The sequence below is a fragment of the Alkalihalobacterium alkalinitrilicum genome, assembly GCF_002019605.1.
GTDB lineage: Bacteria > Bacillota > Bacilli > Bacillales > Bacillaceae_F > Alkalihalobacterium > Alkalihalobacterium alkalinitrilicum.
This window is the reverse complement of the sequence record NZ_KV917368.1, coordinates 1,514,947-1,534,618: the sequence shown is the minus strand read 5'-3', so window position 1 is coordinate 1,534,618 and position 19,672 is coordinate 1,514,947. Positions and strand designations below refer to the sequence as shown.

Genomic DNA, 19,672 nt, shown 5'->3' with positions numbered 1-19,672 from the left:
AATAAGTCAATTATAACATTTAGCGATAAGGATACAATAAAGTAAAACTTCAATCAGTGGGGTGTTTCCTTCAGCGCCCATTGAATATTAGTTGAACCAATCGGGTTGTTACTGAGGCCAGCATGATGCTGGTCACACAGACGTTGTCACAGGACGTGACATTCTTAGTCTGTGTTCATTTAAGTGTTTACTTAGGAATTAATGATCCAAATACAGCCATTGATGGTATATTGCATTTAGGGAAATTATTATCGGAAGCCTGTAAGCAAGACGGTAATTATGTAACTTACTCTGAAAATAGTATTATAAGAGTAATTTCGCCACAAAAGAAGGTTGAAGAGTTACTTTACGTTACTTTTTATCAAATTTGCCATTATGGCAAATTTGATATCTCTATTATTCTTGCTACTTATGAAGCGTTAATCGCCATTTCAGAAGTAAATGAAAAAAAGATAAAGAATAAAGTATGGTAGTTCAGCAAATATATTTATAAAGGCTTTAATAAAGAAGTTCTTCAAGAATTAGATCTTCAGTATCTTAATGAGAAAGTCACCCAACTACGTGAAATAACCCAAGGTTAGAAGCTGTACTGTTGAGATGCGTATTAGCCTTGAAAAAGAAAAATTTATTAATAAAAAAATAGAGGAATTCCCTATTAGAAAGAAGGGATGGTTTTGTCTGAAGTAAATCAAGTAGATATTGTGATTGTTGGGGCGGGTTTGTCAGGACTAGCAGCTGCCCTTGAACTATCAAAGAAAAAATATTCATTTGTTGTCTTAGAAGCACGAAATCGTCCTGGTGGTCGTATTGATAGTTTTACTGATAATGGGTTTGGTTTTGATTTAGGAGCTCAATGGATTAGCTCGTTTCATTCTAGAATGAAACAATTAATAAATGAATATAACTTAAAGACAATAACAACCAATCAAAAAGGGAAATCGATTTACGAACAGCGAGGCCGAATAAAGAAAATAAGTGGGTTTTTTTCACCTGTTTCACGTTTGGCGCTTTTAGACCTGTTTAAAATTAAACGAAAGATCAATCAACTAATAAAACAACTCCCGATAGAGGACCAGTGGGAATCAGACCTTGGACAAGACTTAGATAAAATAACGATACAAGATTTCATAAATACTTATATGTTTACTGAAGAAGGTAAGATGTTCTTTGCTTTATTGACAGAAGAAGAAATGAGCACGAAATTAGAGAACGTTTCGGCCTTAGATTTCCTTTGGTTTGTTAAATCAGCTGGTGGTGTGAATCAATTATTATCTGCTGAACAAATGTGGATTGAGCAAGGAGCAGCAATGTTAGTCGAACGAATGACTGAACGAATACAAAGCCACATACTTTACAATCGACCAGTGAACAAGATTGAATATGAAAGTGATAGAGCAATCATTACATCACACGATGACAAATGGCAATCGAAAAAAGTAATCGTTACAGTACCACCAAATATTGTTCAGCGCATCACATTTGAACCGAGGTTACCAGAAATAAGAAGAGAACTTCAGTCTTATGCAGACTTTCCCTATGTGATAAAAATAGTAGTTATTTATGATTATCCATTTTGGCGAGAAGACGGATTAAATGGCTCGTTACTATCGGATCAAGGACCGATCAGTTTAACGATGGATAGTTCTCCTGATGATGAATCGTTAGGTGTACTTACAGTTTTGATAGGTGGAGATAATGCACAAATTTTCAGTAAAATGGGTGAAAGTTATCGTAGACAAGAGACGATAAAATCGTTAGTGCGATTTTTTGGTAAAAAGGCAGCTAGCCCGCTTCATCTTTTTGAAAAAGATTGGTCAGAAGAAAAGTGGACTGGTGGTGGATTTGGAAGTCATTTTCCACCAGGTATCTTGACAAAATACGGGAGAGCATTAAGCGAACCAATTGGTCCAATCTATTGGGCAGGTACCGAAACTGCGACAGAATGGCGTTTGTATATGGAGGGAGCGGTTCAATCGGGGCAAAAAGCAGTTGACGCAGTATTAGCCTCATTAAAATATAACTAGGCGAAGAAGCACAGTGATTATTATGTTTTATATGTGCTTCTTCTATTTTCACCATTCGCCTTTCTTGCACTCAATGATAGTCATTATATTGATACGTTTAAATAATTGACCTTAGAAATTTTTCAGTTTGATTCGGCAGCTATTCTCGGCTCTTCTGCACTCTGTTGCTGTGCACTTTTTACTTTTAAGGATAATAGCAACCCAATAAATAAGGCAACAGACGCAAATAAAAACGCACTTTTAAATCCACCAAAGTCATCGATTAACCACCCTGCAACCGTTGGTCCAATAAATTGACCTACTGCAAAGAAAACAGTAACATAGCTAAAAGCTAATGGCATGTCGGCCGGTTTCACTTGATCCATGCTAGCTGCTTGAACTAAAGTAAATAAACCAATCAATGTACAGCTTAATACAACAATATGAATAGTAAACCCAACGACTGTAGGATAAAAGATAGGAAGAAGCATAGTAGTCATGGTAAGTGCCATTGTTAAGATAAGTGATTTTCGTCTTCCTAAATGATCCGAAATAAGCCCCCAAATTGGACCACTGAAAATAGATAAAATTCCATTTAGTGCAATTAGTTGTCCAGCTAATTTAACATCTAAACCATATTCAATCATGAAACTCATAATAAACAACATTTGGACCAGGTATGCAATTCCTATGACTCCATAAATAAGCCCGACATTAATAACGGCACGGTTTTTATAAATTTCTTTTGGGGATGTATGTTGATGACTTTGTTCTGATGGTCTATCAGAAGGTGGATTTTTAATAAATAGTAATGTTAATGTCACGACTATCATACTAAAAATGGCAAATAATCCCCAAGACATTCTCCAGCCAATATCAGGGTAAATGCTATTCAAATAAGGAATAACAATTCCTGTCAAAAGCATCCCAACGCCAACACCACTTGCTGTTAAACCAATGATGAACCCTTTATGTTGTGGAAACCAAGCCACGAGTAATGAAATTAGTGGAGTGTATGTAAAGGCAGTACCTACTCCTAATAAAAGCATAAAAATAATTGTCACCCAGTAAAAAGGGGTAAAGGTAAGCCCGATAAAGCCTGTTGTCACGATAGAAATTCCTAGTAATATCGTTTTCTTTCCACCCCATTTAGACGAAAGGATCCCAGCATACATGACCATACTTACATACCCTAATGAAGTAACCGTTCCAAGTAATCCAGCTTCTTTGTATGAGATTTTTAGGCCATCTCTCATGAAAGGCAATACTACGCCATATGAAAGCCTTGCGAAAGCTAATACAACAATGGTTGTTAAAATGCCAATCGAAGCATAAATCCACATTCTCTTTTTTTGATCCTTCGTCATGAAGACATCTCCTTTTATACTATTCTAATAAACTTAATTTAATCTCGAGTATAACTAATAAGTTATTTTTTAGTCGTCCATTTAAAAGTCTGATAATTTATTTTACAATGTATTTGACAAAAATAAAAATATTTAAATCTTTATTAGAAATTAAGGATGATGAAATTATCTTGAATTTTTTCGAAAAACGCAGACAACACCATATTAGGTCACATTTTTTAGTTTAAAATTTCGAATTTTTTATAATAAAAGCTTGAAAGATTTTGAAAAGAGGAGTAATGTAAATAAATGTTAAGAATGTAGGGGGACGAAATATTAATTTGTCTCATCAAGTAAAGGGGCAAAAATTTATGTGTAGATGGATCAATGCTAATTTGTATTGGATTTATACAGTCATCTTGTTACTATTTATTATAAATACGTTTATTGATAGTTACATAGTCACTTATGTTGTTGGTATATTATCAGTACCTATGCTAGGTATATCTTTTTTAGGTGCTACGAGATTGTTTAAAATCATGGGTAGTATTTTTGTAATGGTTGGGTTAGGGTTTTATGTTTATTCTGGCTTACCATTCCATCAAATTCCACTATATACGACTTCAAATATGGCATTGTTAGCCTTTTTAACTGTACTACCTTGGATGAACAGTGTTGTAAGGGCTGGCCGTTTTGATCGAAGAATTAATGACATGATGAAAGTAAATGTAGCTGATCTTGGAAAATTATATGTAAGAAGTTCTTTTACGACATATATACTTTGTATGTTTATTAACTTGTCTGCCATTCCGTTCACGCAGGATGTTCTGAAAAAAAATTTATCAAAAATGAAGAAAAGTTTAAGTGACTCTTTTATTAGTCGAACAACCTTAAGAGCATTTGCTCTAGCATTAGTATGGAGTCCGATGGAAATTATCGTTGCCATCACAGTCGATGCAACAGGGGTTAGTTACCTCACTTATTTACCTTGGTTATTTCTATGTTCTATCATTGTACTAATATTTGATAGTTTATGGAGTAAAAGAAGGTTTCAATCCATCCCATACGAGCCGCCTGGAAATAGTGTCGTAAGGAAGATAAAACCTAAGGAAATCGCTATACAAGTAGTCCAATTATTAATTGCGTTAACGTCCTTTTTAGTTATTGTGGTTACGGTTGGAAATTACTTTCAGTTAAATTTTATTTTATCTGTTACGTTAGTTATATTACCATTTTCCTTTGGTTGGGCCATTATTATGAAAAGATGGCGTAGCTTTTGTACGATTGGTTGGGAAACTTGGAAAGTACGAACTAATAATATGCAAAATTTTGTAGTTCTATTTATATCGCTGGCTTTTTTTTCAAGTAGTTTAAATGAAACGCCGTTTCTTCAATCTATTCAACAACCGTTTTTAGCGGCTGCCCATTCACCTATCATTATTTTTATACTTATTCAGGTGACCTACCTAGTCATGAGTATGATTGGAGTGCACCCAGTTGCGACAATTGGTGTATTGATCGAAGTGTTACCACCCTTGTATGACATGATCAATCCTGTGAGTATTGGTATTGTCCTTATTACTGGAGCATTAGCTACAGCTTCAGTAGCGACCTATGGAGTTACCGTGACAATGACATCTATGAATACAAACCAAAATCCTTATCGAATTACACGACGAAACATGGTATTTACGCTTATTTTTGGAACAGTTGGTGTGTTATTTGGATATTTATTATTATAAAGCCAGTAACGGGAGCTATATGGGATTCTCTATATGAATATGAAACAAGCAATAAATTTTTTAAAGCTTAGTCGGGAAAAGTAGACTAAGCTTTTTTAATTTGTATATGTAATTATATGAATATTCATAATGATGGAGTTTTTAAGGAGAAAAAGTGGTAAAATAGAAATACCTTCGAGTTACGTAATATATTATAATAATATTTATGCTATAGAGGAGCTGAAAGCGAATGTCTAAAAGACCTGCTCGAACTGATGTACCAGTAGAACAAACATGGGATTTAAGTGATTTATTTTCTTCGAATGAAGCTTGGGTGGAGGAACTAAATCAATTGTCCGATCAAATTGAAACGGTAACTCAGTATAAAGGGCGCTTAGGAGAAGGAGCTCATATTTTACTTTCATGTCTAAATGCTCAGGATGAACTTTTGCAACGCACCATTCGTGTAGCTACATATGCTCAATTAAATACGTCTGTTGATGGCACGAATCCACTTTATCAGGAGAATTCCAGTCAAGCATCTTCAACAGTCGCTTCAATACATGCGGCTTTATCATTTGTACAATCTGAAATTTTAGAGTTACCTGAAGGAGTAATTGAAGCGTTTCTAGAGAAAGAAAATGCCCTTGGGACGTACCGTAAAACATTAACTGAACTTTTAGATACGAAGCCCCATCGACTATCACCTGAAGCTGAAGCTATTTTAGCTTCATTAGGTGAAGTGTTAGATGCTCCTTTTGCAGTTTATACACGAAGCAAATCGGCAGATATGCAGTTTGAGCCGATCATGAATGATAAAGGGGAAGAACAACAACTGTCACTTGCATTATATGAAACGTTGTATGAGCAATCTTCTAATACAAATGAACGTAGACAAGCGTATGCTTCATATACAAAGGCATTCAATCAATATAAAAATACTTTTGCTACTACATACGCTACCGAAGTGAAAAAGCAAGTGGTGATGGCACGTGAACGTAACTATACATCAGTAACGAACATGCTGTTGCAACCTCAGGAAGTAACAATGGAAATGTACCATAATATTTTGGATGTTATTCAAACCGAGTTAGCTCCACATATGCGACGTTTTGCTAAATTAAAACAAAGAGTGTTGGGGCTTGATACTATGTACGTTTGTGATTTAAAGGCACCGCTTGATCCAGAATATAACGCTGATGTATCGTACCATGAAGCTGCGAAAGAAGTACTTGAATCGTTAGAAGTGATGGGATCAGAGTACATGGAGATTATGACAAAGGCAATTAAAGAGCGATGGGTTGATTATGCTGATACCATTGGGAAACGGAGTGGAGCGTTTTGTTCGAGTCCGTATGGTGTTCACCCGTATATCTTAATGACATGGGCAGGTAAAATGCGTTCAGCGTTTACATTAGCCCATGAGTTAGGGCACGCGGGGCATTTTGCGCTTGCAGGTCGTTATCAACGTTATCATAACACAAGACCATCATTGTATTTTATTGAAGCACCCTCTACATTAAATGAAATGCTATTAAGTCATTCTTTATTAGCCAAGTCAGAAGAACCACGTAAGCGTCTTGCTGTGATTGTACAAGTATTAGGCACTTATTATCATAACTATGTGACACACTTGTTAGAAGCAGAAATGCAACGACGCGTTTACGCTCATGCGGAAGCAGGAAAACCAATTACAGCGAAAGTTCTATGTGACTTAAAAGGTTCCGTTCTTTCTGATTTCTGGGGAGATACTGTTGAAATTGATGAAGGGGCACGGCTTACTTGGATGCGACAGCCTCACTACTACATGGGCTTATATCCGTATACGTATGCAGCTGGATTAACAGCTTCGACGGCAGTAGCACAAATGATTCAAGAAGAAGGCCAACCTGCTGCGGCGCGTTGGGTAGAAGTGCTAAAAGCGGGTGGCACGAAAAAACCACTTGATCTAATGAAAATGGCAGGTATAGATATGTCAAACACTGAGCCGATTCGAAAAACAGTTCAGTTTGTAGGTACTCTTATTGATGAATTAGAAAAAGGCTTTGAGTGAACTGAGTCACGAGTAAAAGTGGGTCACTGACAGGTACAACTCATGGACTAACATTAATTAATATTAATACGGAAGGATATAAGTCTCGACCCCTTATATCCTTTTGTTAGTGATTTTTGTATACATTTTTTAATAAATTAAAGCACTATAATCTACAATAAAACGTCTACCCATCGTGATTGAAGAAATTAATATCCGTTACGCGGCTTGTTTGGCAACTTGTTTCTTAAAATACCACTTATAACAAAAGTTAACGATCACAATACCCAAGGTAAAGGGAGGTGCGCTAAACTAAATATTAGTCCACCTAAAAACCCTAATAATGTGGTTTCCAACAAGCGTTGAATTCCTATGTTATTCATTTGAAAACTCCTTTATAACCAAGAAAGCTCCCTATAGAAATTTTAACATATTCCAAACAATTTCGCCTAACGAAATGTTACTCGACATAAAAGTTGTTCCTTGATTCATTTGGATGTCGTTTCGTCAGCGTAGTATAATGTATTATAGAACTGGTTAAAGGAAGAGTTGGGAAAAAATGAAATCAAAAATGAATCATACGATAACAAAATCTGAAGTTAAAAATATGTTCTCAAGTCAAGTCTTTCGACGAGGATTGGTATATTATTATGAAAATCGTGTAGAAAAATTAAACTATGATGCACAAGAGCAAGCATGGTATGCTCTTGTACTCGGTAGTGAACAATACGAGGTAGAAATCAGCATTAAAAAAAATGGAATGATCGTTGATGATTGCAATTGCCCAGCACATGTTAGTTATGGTGAATGTAAGCATAGTGTAGCGGTATTATTAAAGATCGCTGAACACGGGTCGCTAACCGAAAGTAAAGACTTTTTTGTAAAACAACAAAAACGAAGAAGTTATGATACGGCTAATTCTTTCATCGAATCTTTTACTAATTTGCGAACGCCCGAAAAAGCAGAGATGAGTATACATACAAAAGAACTTTTAAACGTGGAATATTATTTGAAAATACATAATTCATACTTACAGCAAGACAAGTATTTTTTTACGATTGAATTAAAAGTTGGGCCTAAAAGAGTGTATGTGGTTAAAAAAATAGGTGAATTTCTTAAACATGTCCACCAACAAAAGTCTTACTTTTTTACTACTAATTTTAGCTTTGATCCAATTGACCATCAATTCGCTGGTAAAGATCAAAATATTCTTAGAATGCTTTATGAAATGTATGAACAAGAACAATTGTACACAAGGATGTCATCCAACTATTGGTCAACGTCTTCAATCATACCTGAACGAGAATTATTAATAGCCCCGTATACAGTAGAGGCGCTACTTTCTATCTTTCATGAAACGAAGACGGAACTTTTATACAGTAATTCTCTAGGTTCTAATCAAATTATTGCTATTCACCCTAATTTTGAATTTCCATATTCGATCGAGATATTAAAGGGAGAAGAAGATGAATATATTTTGGACCTTGGTCAGATGCAAGATTTGTATTTTATGGAGATGTATGGGTATGTTTTTGATGAGTTAAATTTATACAAATTAACAACTGATCAACAAACGTACATGAAGGAATTAGATAAATTTTTAGGTCAAGAAAGGTTAGCAATTGCAAAGGAACAGATCGAACCATTTGTTTCCCACGTTGTCCCGAAATTAAATAAATTAACGACAATTCAAATGGATGAGGCACTGAAAGATGAATTAATTAGTGTTCCGCTTCAGTCAAAAGTCTATATTGATTATGATAATGAGAGAGTTACTGTTAAAGTTGAACATCATTATGGGGATATTGTTATTAATCCTTTTGATTATGAAAATCGAAATGAAAAAATTACCCCAAAAATCATAATTCGCGATGTAGACAAAGAACAAAACGTAATGGATGTTATTGAAGGGTCATTGTTAAAAATAAATGGCAATCAATTATATGTAGAAGGGGAAGAAGAGATTTATAACTTTCTGTTTCACATGTTACCGCTTTTTGAACATAATGCTGACGTTTTTCTGACCAACTCTGCAAAAGGATTGTTAGGATTTGAACGTTACGAACCTTCGACTGCTATTGACATTGACTCGAATGGAAATTGGCTAGAAGTAAGTTTCAATTTGGATGGCATTGAACAACAGTCCATTCAAGACATCTTACAAGCTGTTGTTGAGAAAAAACGCTATTTCCGATTAGCGAACGGTTCATTTTTATCTTTTGAAGATCAATCCTTTCAGCAAATTAATCAAATTTTTGGGCAGTTGGATATACAGAAATCACAGCTTGAAGATGGTAAAGTAGCAATTCCACTTTATAGAAGTATGCAAATAGAAAACATTATTGGTCAAGATGATCAGTATAAAGCAAGATATAGTAAAGCATTTCGAAAACTATTACAAAACTTGAAACATCCTGATGAACTAGACGTTAAAATACCTGAAAATGTCCAGGCGGAACTTCGTGATTATCAACAGTTTGGCTTTCAGTGGCTCAAAACGTTAGCGACATATCGTCTAGGTGGAATTTTGGCAGATGATATGGGTTTAGGAAAAACATTACAAAGTATTACTTTTCTCGTTTCAGAAAAAGAAAGAAATGAATTGGCACTTCCGTCACTTGTTGTTGCACCGGCATCACTTATATATAATTGGAAAAGCGAATGTAAAAAATTTGCGTCGAGTTTACGAGTAGCAGTTATAGACGGTACACCTGATGAGAGAAAAAGAAAGTTAGAGGACCTAACCAATGTTGATGTTTGTATAACGTCGTATCCTTTAGTACGGCAAGATATAGATTTATACGCCGAGCGTAATTTTGATACATTAATATTAGATGAAGCTCAAGCGATCAAAAATCCACAAACGAAAACATTTAAAGCGATTACTAAGATCCGTGCACCAAAACGTTTTGCATTAAGTGGGACGCCTATTGAAAATTCGATTGATGAATTATGGTCGATCTTTTACGTTTTGCTACCAGGGTTTTTTCCAAAAAAACAAGACTTTAGTAAAATCGAACTTGATCAGATTTCTAAAATGGTGAAGCCTTTCATTTTACGTCGAGTGAAATCAGATGTATTAAAAGAGTTACCAGATAAAATTGAAACGGTTCAAATATCGGAGTTAACAAAAACACAAAAAGAATTGTATGTCGGTTATTTACAAAAAGTGAAACAAGAAACGTCAGAAATTTTACAAGTAGAGGGTCTTAATAAAGGTCGTATAAAAATATTAGCTGCCTTAACGAGGCTACGACAGCTATGTTGCCATCCCGCTCTGTTTCTTGACCAATATGAAGGAGGTTCGGGAAAGTTAGAACAACTTCTTGAGACTGTTCAAAGTGCAGTTGAAAATGGAAAGCGTATTCTTATTTTTTCTCAGTTTGCGTCAATGCTTAAAATAATTGAAGAAAGAATACAGAAAGAAGGCTATAACTATTTTTATTTGGATGGACAAACTCCAGGAAAAGAACGAGTTGAAATGGCAGAACGATTTAACCGAGGAGAGAATAGCTTGTTCTTAATCTCATTAAAAGCAGGTGGAACAGGCTTAAATTTAACAGGTGCGGATACTGTTATTTTATATGATTTATGGTGGAACCCCGCTATTGAAGAACAAGCCGCAGGGCGAGCTCATAGAATTGGCCAGAAAAGCGTTGTTCAAGTGATCAAAATGATCACTCATGGTACAATTGAAGAAAAGATTTATGAGATGCAACAAACAAAAAAAGAACTCATTGAAAAGGTTATTCAACCTGGGGAGACGATGCTCACTAGTTTAACTGAAGAGGAGATTTTAGATTTACTAACATAGAATTAGCAGGTTATATAAAGTCCATATAAATGAACTAGCTTACTGTATAAAAAGAACAGGTAGTCAAATAAACTGCTTGTTCTTTTTTATTATATTTCAGTAAATTTGGATCGGAACTTGAAATGGAGTAGTATGTTTCTTTTTAACTAATAATAAGGGAAACATTAAAAATGAACCTAATACATTATGTTAGTATAAAAAATAACTATTCTGAAAACATAAAAAATCATTGAATATTATTGGGCACTATGTAAAATAGGGATATACATATGTGTGTTTCAAGTGTACAAATTTAATGAAGGAGCATTTTACATGAAATTAATTTTTAAATTAATCATTGGAATCATCTTTGGGATTGTACTAGGGCTAATTGGTCCAGAGTTTCTTATTCGTTTTTTTATTACACTTAAAGTTCTTTTCGGTAGCTTTATCGGTTTCATCATTCCATTTATCATACTGTTCTTCATTGCTAGTGGAGTTGCAGGCTTAGGGAAGAGCTCAGGGAGGCTCGTTGGTATGACGGTTGGAACAGCGTACATTTCAACGATCATTGCGGGTTTCTTAGCTTTTCTAGTGGCAATTACCATCGTTCCTTTTTTAACAGCGGATGGAGGAAGTGTAGCTGAAGGATCAGCATTAGAACCGTTTCTTAATCTCGAAATTGCACCATTAATGGGGGTAGTGACAGCTTTAGTGACAGCTTTTGTATTTGGAATTGGAGTAGCCAAAACAGGAGGAGAATGGTTAAAAAAGTTTTTTGATGAAGGAAAAGCCATTGTTGAAATGGTAATTACGAAAATTATTATTCCATTTTTACCTATCTATATTGCAGGTATTTTTGCTGAACTTGCTGCTGAAGGAGAAGTGTTTGCCACTTTAAAGGTATTCGGTGTCATTTTAGTTTTAGCCATAGTTACTCATTGGACCTGGTTAGTAATCCAATATATCATCGCTGGAGTGGTAACTAAGAAAAATCCACTCCGATTGATTAAGAATATGCTCCCCGCTTACTTTACCGCAATTGGAACAATGAGTAGTGCGGCGACCATACCAGTGACATTAAAATCGGTTAAGAAGAATGAAGTAAAAGAGGATATTGCTAATTTCGGTGTGCCCCTTTGTGCTACGATTCATTTATCAGGAAGTGTAATTACAATCGTGATGTGTGCAATTGCCGTAATGTCTCTATCACCCGAGTTACCACATCCATCCTTTGTAAAATTTATGCCCGTTATATTCATGCTCGGTTTAATTATGGTTGCAGCCCCAGGAGTTCCAGGCGGAGCTATTATGGCAGCATTAGGTGTGCTAACATCGATGCTTGGATTTAATGAAGCTGCTATCGGATTAATGATTGCTCTTTATATGGCGCAAGATAGTTTTGGTACAGCAACCAATGTGACTGGGGATGGAGCTATTAACGTTCTAATTGACAGATGGGCAAGTAAGTAATTGATAATTAATTCCTATAATAAAGCTGACTAGAGCAGATGAGGTCATCTACTAGTCAGTTTTTTATATTCTATAAATTTAATTTAACAATACATGGTCATAATTGTTTGCGATCTTCACCACCCTTAATGTGTTACATAACATAGGTACATGGATATATAAGAGGAACAGAAGAAAGTAGGTATTATAAATTGATGAAAGAAGAGCTATTGTCTAGTATTGAAAACATTATAGATAAGCTAAAAATTGATCAATCATCCGATGGTTCGTGGGGGTATAGTTTAGAAGCAAGCCCAATAACCGATGTGTATTTTATCATCTTATTACGGTTATTAGAAATTGAAGGAGAGGAAGAACTGATTGCTCAATTAGCTAATCGGATTATAAGTAAACAAGCGGAAAATGGTGCTTGGAAACTTTGCTACGATAGCGACGGTGATTTAGAGACCACCGTCGAAGCATACTATGGATTACTTTTTTCTCAGCATCGAAATCGTGAAGACGAAAATATGAAAAAAGCTGAACAATTTATTCGTTCTAAAGGCGGGATAGGAAATGTTAACAAATTATTTACGCTTGTATTACTTGCAATCAGCGGTGAAATCCGTTGGCCAAAAAGTGTAAGTATACCACTTGAGTTCACTCTATTACCGAACAACTTCCCCGTTAATAAATACGACATTGTTGGCCATGCACGTGTTCATTTCCTTCCGATCATAATTATGGCCAACAAACGATTCTCAATAAAAAACAAATATACCCCCAATATTCATCATCTATATACAATTAAAAAACACCCAAAAGATCCTCTAGCTCTCTTTACGTCTTTTTTAAAACTGATAACATTGCCTACTAAGTTAATTCCACCATTGTCAAAACGTCTCTTAAAAAAATCAATGAGAACCACAGAAAGCTTTTTGTTGGAGCGAATTGAACCCGATGGAACGCTTTACAGTTACGCCCCTGCAACTATTTATATGATTTTTGCTATGATTTCACTAGGTTATACAAAACAATCTCAAATAATAGTTAATGCAATACAAGGGCTGAAGTCGCTCGTTTATAGATTCGATGAAGCGGATCATTTGCAGGCAGCAACATCAACAGTTTGGGATACGGCAATTATCAGTTTTACATTGCAAGAATCGAACGTACTCCCAACAAATTCAGTAATCAAAAAAGCCAACGAATATATACTTTCTCGACAACATTTACAAATAGGGGATTGGATTGTTCGCAATCCGAAAGCCAAGCCAGGTGGCTGGGGCTTTTCAGACATAAATACGATGTATCCAGATGTAGATTGTACCGCAATTGCTCTACGTGCGTTAAAAAGAAGTTCAGTATACAATAATAGGTTTCGTAATGCTTGGAATAAAGGGTTGAATTGGGTATTAATGATGCAAAATGATGACGGGGGATGGCCAGCCTTCGAAAAAAATCTTAATCGAAGGATAATTAATTTATTGATTCCTTTTGAAGAAGCAAAAGAGTTTGCTATTGATCCTTCAACGAATGATTTAACAGGAAGAGTCCTTCAGTTTTTGGGGTATGATTGTGGTAAGACCGAAAAACATTTTCGCATACAAAAAGCCATTCGTTGGTTAAAAAGACAACAAGAAAAAAATGGTTCTTGGTATGGTAGATGGGGGATCTCTTATACACATGGCACGAGTGCAGTTGTTATAGGTTTATTGGCTGTTGGTGTATCCCCTTATGACCCAGCCATTCGAAAAGCGAATCAGTGGATGCTAAGTATTCAAAATGAAGATGGGGGTTGGGGTGAATCTTGTTATAGTGATGTTGTAAAAAAATACGTTCCACTCAAACATAGTACTCCTACCCAAAGTGCTTGGGCATTGGAAATGCTCATTGAAATAAATGATAAACCAACCCACGAAATTAATCGTGGTATTCACTATTTAATAAATACTCTAAAAAGAAATGATTGGACGACAGTTTACCCGACAGGAGGAGGCATTCCAGGTAGTGTTTACTTTTACTACCATAGCTTAAATCATACGTGGGCTTTACTAACTCTTGCAAAATATAAAAAGAAGTATTTAGATTAAGTTTATCTTAGCTAATGCAATAATCAACCCAAATCTAGTATTTGTTGGTCAAGTCCTTACTATTCCGAGATTTACCCCAGCTCCTTATCCACCAAGTCCTTTCCCACCACAACCACCAGCAACACCAGTACCACCGACAGGTATTGCACAACGTGTATCTCGGTTAGAATCAGAAGTTGAGAGTTTGAGTCGAAGGGTACGGCGTTTAGAGTTTGGTCGAGGAAATAATCACGGATTCGAAGAAAATTATTAATAAGAAAAAATATTTATTACAAAGGGAACAGATGATTTTGTATTACGCTTGTTCCCTTTGTACCAGCACAATGGTTTGATGTGAATTGAACTATCACTAATCATGAACGACTTTCCAGTTATGATTTACTGTCGCTTCAATGACCTTTCTTTCTAAAATATAGTTGGCGAGAAGTTCAGAAACATCAAGTGGGATGTCTTGGACCACTTCTTTATTTTGGAACATCGCATAATCACCACCGCCACCAGCTCGGTAATTATTCATTACAACGTGATATTCTTTATCAAAATCAATAGGTTCTCCTTTGTAGGTTAGGCGCACGATTCTCTCACCGAAAGGGCGAGAGATATTAATTTCGTATTCAATTCCTTCCCACATATCATAGTTGTAGTGCTGAGGCTTTGGGGTTGTAAACTCTAGGTTTACTTCGATGTCTTTACCATTATAGGGAGCGAAATAAGAGGCTGAACGTTCAAGTGCATCTTTCATATCTTTGCCTGTTATTTTTAAAACTTTTAACGTGTTAGGGTAAATATAATTTGATACAATGTCCCTCATTGTTACATCTGAGTGTAATCCAGGAGATTGGTCTGAAAATAAGGCCGTGTTTGAAATGTCAACTTTAGCAATATCCATTTGTACTTTATTTATAAATTCAATTAATGCATTATCTTTTGTTCGAATTTCCAATGGGTTGTTAATCAGCATATCTCCTTGAATTTTTCCAATAGGTTGATCTAGCCACGCCTGTGTCTTCTCTTCAAATGTTTTAGTCAGTTCAATAACTTTAGGGTCAGGTTCTGTTAACTCATCAACTTTAATTAACTCAGATGATTTCCCAACAATTTCCCATTTATCGATTTGCTTTTCCAAAAAAAGTTGTACTTTGCCTAATGCTTGTCCTTTATCACCAGGTTGGATAATGCTGACATTATTAACTTTCCCAGTGAGAAAACGATGTTGATGGCCAGTTAACAAAACATCAATTCCCTCAACTTCTTGACATAACTGGTAACCTTGATTTTCTCCTGTAAGGTGTTCAGTAGTCTCACCTGTTTCTAGGTCGCGTTCAAAGCCACCGTGGTAGGAAACAATAACTACATCCACTTTTTCTTCGTTTCTTAAAAATGGAACCCACTTTTTCGCGGCCTTTACTACATTTTCAAAGCTCAAATCTTTAATATGGTTAGGGTTTTCCCAATTTGGTATGTAATCTGTTGTTAAACCTAATATGCCTACTTTTACATTATCTGCGAGTATTTTAATTGTATATGGTTTACCATAGTAGGGGAGTTTCGTTTCTTTATGTAGAATATTTGCAGAGAGCCAAGGGAATTTGGAGTCTTTAATTGATTTTTGTAAAACAGCTTGTCCATAGTTAAATTCATGATTTCCTAGGACCGCTGCATCAAATCCCATGTAATTCATAACAGATATCATAGGGTTGATTCCAATATTACAAACCCTGGCATAAAAGTAAGTTAACGGTGTACCTTGAATGATGTCCCCATTATCGATCAGAACTATGTGATTACGATCACTTGATTTTTGCTGCTGTATGATAGTGGATAGTTGAGCCAATCCGACATTGCTTTTATCGTTGTTCCCATAGTTAATCGGGAGAATATTACCGTGAATATCGCTTGTTAGTAGAATAGAAATGGTTATTTTATTCGACATGTGTACACTTCCTTTCTTTAATCATTGAGTCAAAATGCTAAATCTCCTTTAATTATAGAATAGTCTTTTAATATTAACGGTGAAAGATGACAAATTTGATATCGCAATTATATCGATAATGATAGTTAATGTCGACGTAATGTTCATGCAATCAGTTCATCTAGTTTTACTCATTTACATTTCCTTTTTTTCATGATTGTCAATCATATCTTTAAGAATTTCGGTGTGTAATGACGCCCAAGCTTTTTCACGATAATGTAGTAAAATAAAAATAAGTGCGAAACAAGTAAACAAAGTAAGGAAAATATAAATAAAATAAATATTTTTCTCTGCAATTTTTTGAATTTGTTTAGAAAATATTAACCCAAGCCACGGTAGAATGGAGATCAAAATGGGAAACATTCCACTTCCATTCTGTTCTTTGATCATTCGATATTGAATCATCTTTAATTCGTTTATAGGAAGTGTTCCGTAAAATCTTTGGATATTATTTATTTCTTCGATTTCTCTTAATTCATTAATGTTTTGGTTATTATCACTCGTCTTTTTTATTTTTTTATAGAATTTGTGAGCATCTCCTCGAAACTGATCCATGGTATTACCTCCTTGACTCTTTAAAAAACGTTTATAAAATGGTCCTCATTTTATGAACAATAGGCTAATGCAGAACAATGAGCTATCGGTTGTACCGTTAGTCTTTTGGTAAAAAAACAGTTTTATGCTTCTTGTTATAGATTCTTTACTATACTTTGAGCTTTTATTGGGGATAACCATAAGTTTGATAAGTATATTCAGTTTTCGACAAGAAATTAACAAAAATATTGGTCATTTTACAAAAAATCATATAAAATAACAATTAGTTATCATAGTGCTAGCAGACGATAGCAAAGAGACGCTTCTGAATATGGAAGGAGGAAATGTGCATGGGTGAAGAAAATAGGGTTCAATTAAATGTAAGAATTTCTAAAAAAACATCAGATCAATTCGATGAGATTGTAGAGTATTATCAAGAAAACACAAAACTTGGTCGAATTTATAAGGGAGATGTATTAACAGATATTATTGAAAAATCATATCAAATTATGCAAAAACAGAAGGTTTTAAAATAGTGTTTTGTTAGAACTTAGTTTAAAATAAAGGACTACTTCGTAAACTATAACAAGAAAGGGAGATGTTTATGGAAATTACAGGACATACAGTCGAAAAACTTGCAGATACAACAGGAATTTTAGTAGGAGATCGATACGAATTCACACTAAATGTTGTTGTTTCTGAAGATGATGAGCTACATAATGAAAATGGAATATATTTAAGAGTGATTTATGCATATCATGAAAACGATGGTAGAGTCGTTCAATATCAAATTCATGAAAAAACAACGAATGAACATATTGACTTTGCTTTGGAAGAAGAGGAAGTAGAAATCATAAATAACTATTGTAGACAACAAGTAGAAGCTCCTTTGAATTAAATATAGATCAAATTAGTTTTTCAAGTATAAATTGCAGAAAGAACTAGTTGGCATTCACAATATGAATGAAGAATACAGATTTAAGACGCTATTTATAAAGTAGTGTCTTTTTAGCTTCATTAGATAAATTTCTAATATTTAGAGAATATTCATTAAAGGGGAATTTTAATTTGGATCATTTTCAAAATAGCGAAGAAAAAAAGTTTGTTTTAAGACCAAACATTAAGCTTAATTTAAAATTGAAAATGATTATTCTTATTGGGCTTTTAATTATTGGAATGTTCACTATTATGGGTGGCTTTTTACATAATTTTGTGTCAGATACTTTAGAAAAAGAATTAGGGGAAAGGGCATTAAGCGTAGCGGAAAGTGTAGCCTTGATTCCTGATCTAAAAAGAGCATTTGATTATGAAGTTCCAGCTGCTGTCATTCAACCGATAGTCGAGCCTATACGGGAAGTTACAGGTGCTGAGTTTATCGTTGTTGGAAATATAGATGAAATACGTTATTCTCACCCTAATCCAGACCAAATTGGCCGTAAAATGAAAGGGGAAGACAATGCCCCAGCATTAGTCGATGGACAGTCATATGTATCAAAAGCTGTCGGGAGTTTAGGACAGTCAATTAGAGGAAAAGTTCCCATTATATCAGATAATGGAGAGATAATTGGTGTAGTTTCAGTAGGGTTTATGGTTAGTGATGTTCAAACTATAATTAAAGGATATAGTAAAGAACTTTGGTTTTTTTTAGTACTTCTTGTTAGTTTCGGACTAGTAGGAGCTTTTGCGATAGCACATTATATAAAGAAAATCTTATTTGGTTTAGAGCCAGAAGAAATTTCTCATCTTTTTTTACAGAAGGAATCCATTTTACAATCAACACATGAAGGAATTATTGCAGTCAACCGTAAAGGGATGATTATTATGATTAATGCTGCAGCAGGTCGATTGCTATCTAATACAGATATAGACCCTGAATTTTATATCGGCAAACATATATTAGAGGTTTTACCTACTTCCAAACTACATCAAGTGCTCGATCAGGGAGAAAGTCAATTTGACAAAGAAATGATCATTGGTAATCATATCGTATATGTAAACCGTGTACCGATCTATTATGAAGATACGTTAATCGGAGCTGTATCTACAATTCGTAATAAAACTGAAATTGAACGTTTAACAAAAGAATTAACTCGAATAAAGCAATACGCCGATGCATTAAGAGCTCAAACTCATGAATTTTCAAATAAAATGTATACTGTATTAGGGCTCATTCAATTAGATCGGAAAAAAGAAGCGATAGAATTCATTCGGAAAGAAAACAATATTCAGCAAGAATGGATTCGTTTATTAATTGAGAAAGTACCAGATCCGCTCATTAACGCTATCCTGTTAGGGAAATTAAATCAGGCAAACGAACAAAAAATTCATATTACAATCGATCCTGAGAGTAAATTAACGTATTCTTTATCGAACAAAAAAAGGGACGCTCTTGTAACAGTATTAGGCAATTTAATTGGGAATGCAATTGATGCGGTCAAATTAAATCCTACCTCAACGCGAGAAATTTCAATTTTCTTTACAGATGTTGGTGATAACATTGTATTCGAAATAGAAGATTCAGGACTAGGCGTCCCAGAAGAACTTGCTGATAAAATATTCAGTTTTGGCTTTACAACAAAAAAGGGTTCAAATCGTGGGATTGGACTGGCCCTAACTAAACAAGTTTTATCAGAAATCAATGGCGAAATATTTCTTGAAGAAGGTGAAATGAGCGGAGCTTGTTTTGTGGTAATCATACCAAAAGATAAAGATATATAGGGGGGAGT

13 protein-coding genes are annotated in these 19,672 nt (G+C 34.8%); 10 read left to right on the top strand and 3 right to left on the bottom strand.

Annotation, left to right across the window (positions count from 1 at the left end):
* Positions 1 to 122 precede the first annotated feature (122 nt).
* Together BK574_RS07190 and BK574_RS07185 are read left to right on the top strand one after the other, a co-directional pair.
* Positions 123 to 473 (top strand): DUF2254 family protein, encoded by a 351-nt coding sequence (locus tag BK574_RS07190; protein WP_078428110.1) that lies wholly within the window; start codon positions 123 to 125, stop codon positions 471 to 473.
* Positions 474 to 674: 201 nt separating this feature from the next.
* Complete coding sequence (locus BK574_RS07185; protein ID WP_158211576.1) at positions 675 to 2,024, top strand: flavin monoamine oxidase family protein; 1,350 nt, start codon at positions 675 to 677, stop codon at positions 2,022 to 2,024.
* A 122-nt stretch (positions 2,025 to 2,146) separates the two neighbouring features.
* Here BK574_RS07185 and BK574_RS07180 read toward each other — a convergent pair whose 3' ends face one another.
* On the bottom strand, positions 2,147 to 3,370 hold the full coding sequence (locus tag BK574_RS07180; RefSeq protein ID WP_075389223.1) for an MFS transporter: 1,224 nt from the start codon (positions 3,368 to 3,370) through the stop codon (positions 2,147 to 2,149).
* A gap of 350 nt (positions 3,371 to 3,720) precedes the next feature.
* On the opposite strand from BK574_RS07180, the gene BK574_RS07175 reads away from it, so the two are divergent.
* The 5 genes from BK574_RS07175 to shc all read left to right on the top strand — a co-directional run bounded on the left by BK574_RS07175 (position 3,721) and on the right by shc (position 14,440).
* Positions 3,721 to 5,091, top strand: coding sequence for a hypothetical protein (locus BK574_RS07175; protein WP_078430796.1), 1,371 nt, complete (start codon positions 3,721 to 3,723; stop codon positions 5,089 to 5,091).
* 229 nt (positions 5,092 to 5,320) lie between these two features.
* Complete coding sequence (pepF, locus tag BK574_RS07170) at positions 5,321 to 7,123, top strand: oligoendopeptidase F (RefSeq protein ID WP_078428108.1); 1,803 nt, start codon at positions 5,321 to 5,323, stop codon at positions 7,121 to 7,123.
* A gap of 538 nt (positions 7,124 to 7,661) precedes the next feature.
* Positions 7,662 to 10,916, top strand: a complete 3,255-nt coding sequence (locus tag BK574_RS07165) for an SNF2 helicase associated domain-containing protein (RefSeq protein ID WP_238457974.1) — start codon at positions 7,662 to 7,664, stop codon at positions 10,914 to 10,916.
* A gap of 312 nt (positions 10,917 to 11,228) precedes the next feature.
* Entirely contained in the window at positions 11,229 to 12,368 is a 1,140-nt protein-coding gene (locus tag BK574_RS07160; RefSeq protein ID WP_078428107.1) for a dicarboxylate/amino acid:cation symporter, read from the top strand.
* Positions 12,369 to 12,562: 194 nt separating this feature from the next.
* Entirely contained in the window at positions 12,563 to 14,440 is a 1,878-nt protein-coding gene (shc, locus tag BK574_RS07155) for a squalene--hopene cyclase (protein ID WP_078428106.1), read from the top strand.
* Between the two features lie 349 nt (positions 14,441 to 14,789).
* Here the strand turns inward: shc and BK574_RS07150 are convergent, their stop codons facing one another.
* Positions 14,790 to 16,373: a bifunctional metallophosphatase/5'-nucleotidase gene (locus BK574_RS07150; RefSeq protein WP_078428105.1), complete on the bottom strand. Its 1,584-nt coding sequence runs from the start codon at positions 16,371 to 16,373 to the stop codon at positions 14,790 to 14,792.
* 174 nt (positions 16,374 to 16,547) lie between these two features.
* A complete protein-coding gene (locus BK574_RS07145) occupies positions 16,548 to 16,967 on the bottom strand; it encodes a hypothetical protein (RefSeq protein ID WP_078428104.1) in 420 nt (139 codons plus the stop codon).
* 329 nt (positions 16,968 to 17,296) lie between these two features.
* Here BK574_RS07145 and BK574_RS07140 point away from each other — a divergent pair, with 329 nt between their 5' ends.
* The 3 genes from BK574_RS07140 to BK574_RS07130 all read left to right on the top strand — a co-directional run bounded on the left by BK574_RS07140 (position 17,297) and on the right by BK574_RS07130 (position 19,664).
* Complete coding sequence (locus tag BK574_RS07140; RefSeq protein WP_075389385.1) at positions 17,297 to 17,482, top strand: hypothetical protein; 186 nt, start codon at positions 17,297 to 17,299, stop codon at positions 17,480 to 17,482.
* 68 nt (positions 17,483 to 17,550) lie between these two features.
* Positions 17,551 to 17,844, top strand: coding sequence for a DUF6509 family protein (locus BK574_RS07135; protein WP_078428103.1), 294 nt, complete (start codon positions 17,551 to 17,553; stop codon positions 17,842 to 17,844).
* 170 nt (positions 17,845 to 18,014) lie between these two features.
* Positions 18,015 to 19,664: an ATP-binding protein gene (locus BK574_RS07130; RefSeq protein ID WP_078428102.1), complete on the top strand. Its 1,650-nt coding sequence runs from the start codon at positions 18,015 to 18,017 to the stop codon at positions 19,662 to 19,664.
* Positions 19,665 to 19,672 lie beyond the last annotated feature (8 nt).

What these genes read in the sequence shown, in the direction of transcription:
- BK574_RS07190 (WP_078428110.1), top strand. Translation starts at nt 123, where the DNA reads ATGATGCTGGTCACACAGACGTTGTCACAGGACGTGACATTCTTAGTC.
- BK574_RS07180 (WP_075389223.1), bottom strand. Translation starts at nt 3,370, where the DNA reads ATGACGAAGGATCAAAAAAAGAGAATGTGGATTTATGCTTCGATTGGC.
- BK574_RS07175 (WP_078430796.1), top strand. Translation starts at nt 3,721, where the DNA reads ATGTGTAGATGGATCAATGCTAATTTGTATTGGATTTATACAGTCATC.
- pepF (WP_078428108.1), top strand. Translation starts at nt 5,321, where the DNA reads ATGTCTAAAAGACCTGCTCGAACTGATGTACCAGTAGAACAAACATGG.
- BK574_RS07165 (WP_238457974.1), top strand. Translation starts at nt 7,662, where the DNA reads ATGAAATCAAAAATGAATCATACGATAACAAAATCTGAAGTTAAAAAT.
- BK574_RS07160 (WP_078428107.1), top strand. Translation starts at nt 11,229, where the DNA reads ATGAAATTAATTTTTAAATTAATCATTGGAATCATCTTTGGGATTGTA.
- shc (WP_078428106.1), top strand. Translation starts at nt 12,563, where the DNA reads ATGAAAGAAGAGCTATTGTCTAGTATTGAAAACATTATAGATAAGCTA.
- BK574_RS07150 (WP_078428105.1), bottom strand. Translation starts at nt 16,373, where the DNA reads ATGTCGAATAAAATAACCATTTCTATTCTACTAACAAGCGATATTCAC.
- BK574_RS07145 (WP_078428104.1), bottom strand. Translation starts at nt 16,967, where the DNA reads ATGGATCAGTTTCGAGGAGATGCTCACAAATTCTATAAAAAAATAAAA.
- BK574_RS07140 (WP_075389385.1), top strand. Translation starts at nt 17,297, where the DNA reads ATGGGTGAAGAAAATAGGGTTCAATTAAATGTAAGAATTTCTAAAAAA.
- BK574_RS07135 (WP_078428103.1), top strand. Translation starts at nt 17,551, where the DNA reads ATGGAAATTACAGGACATACAGTCGAAAAACTTGCAGATACAACAGGA.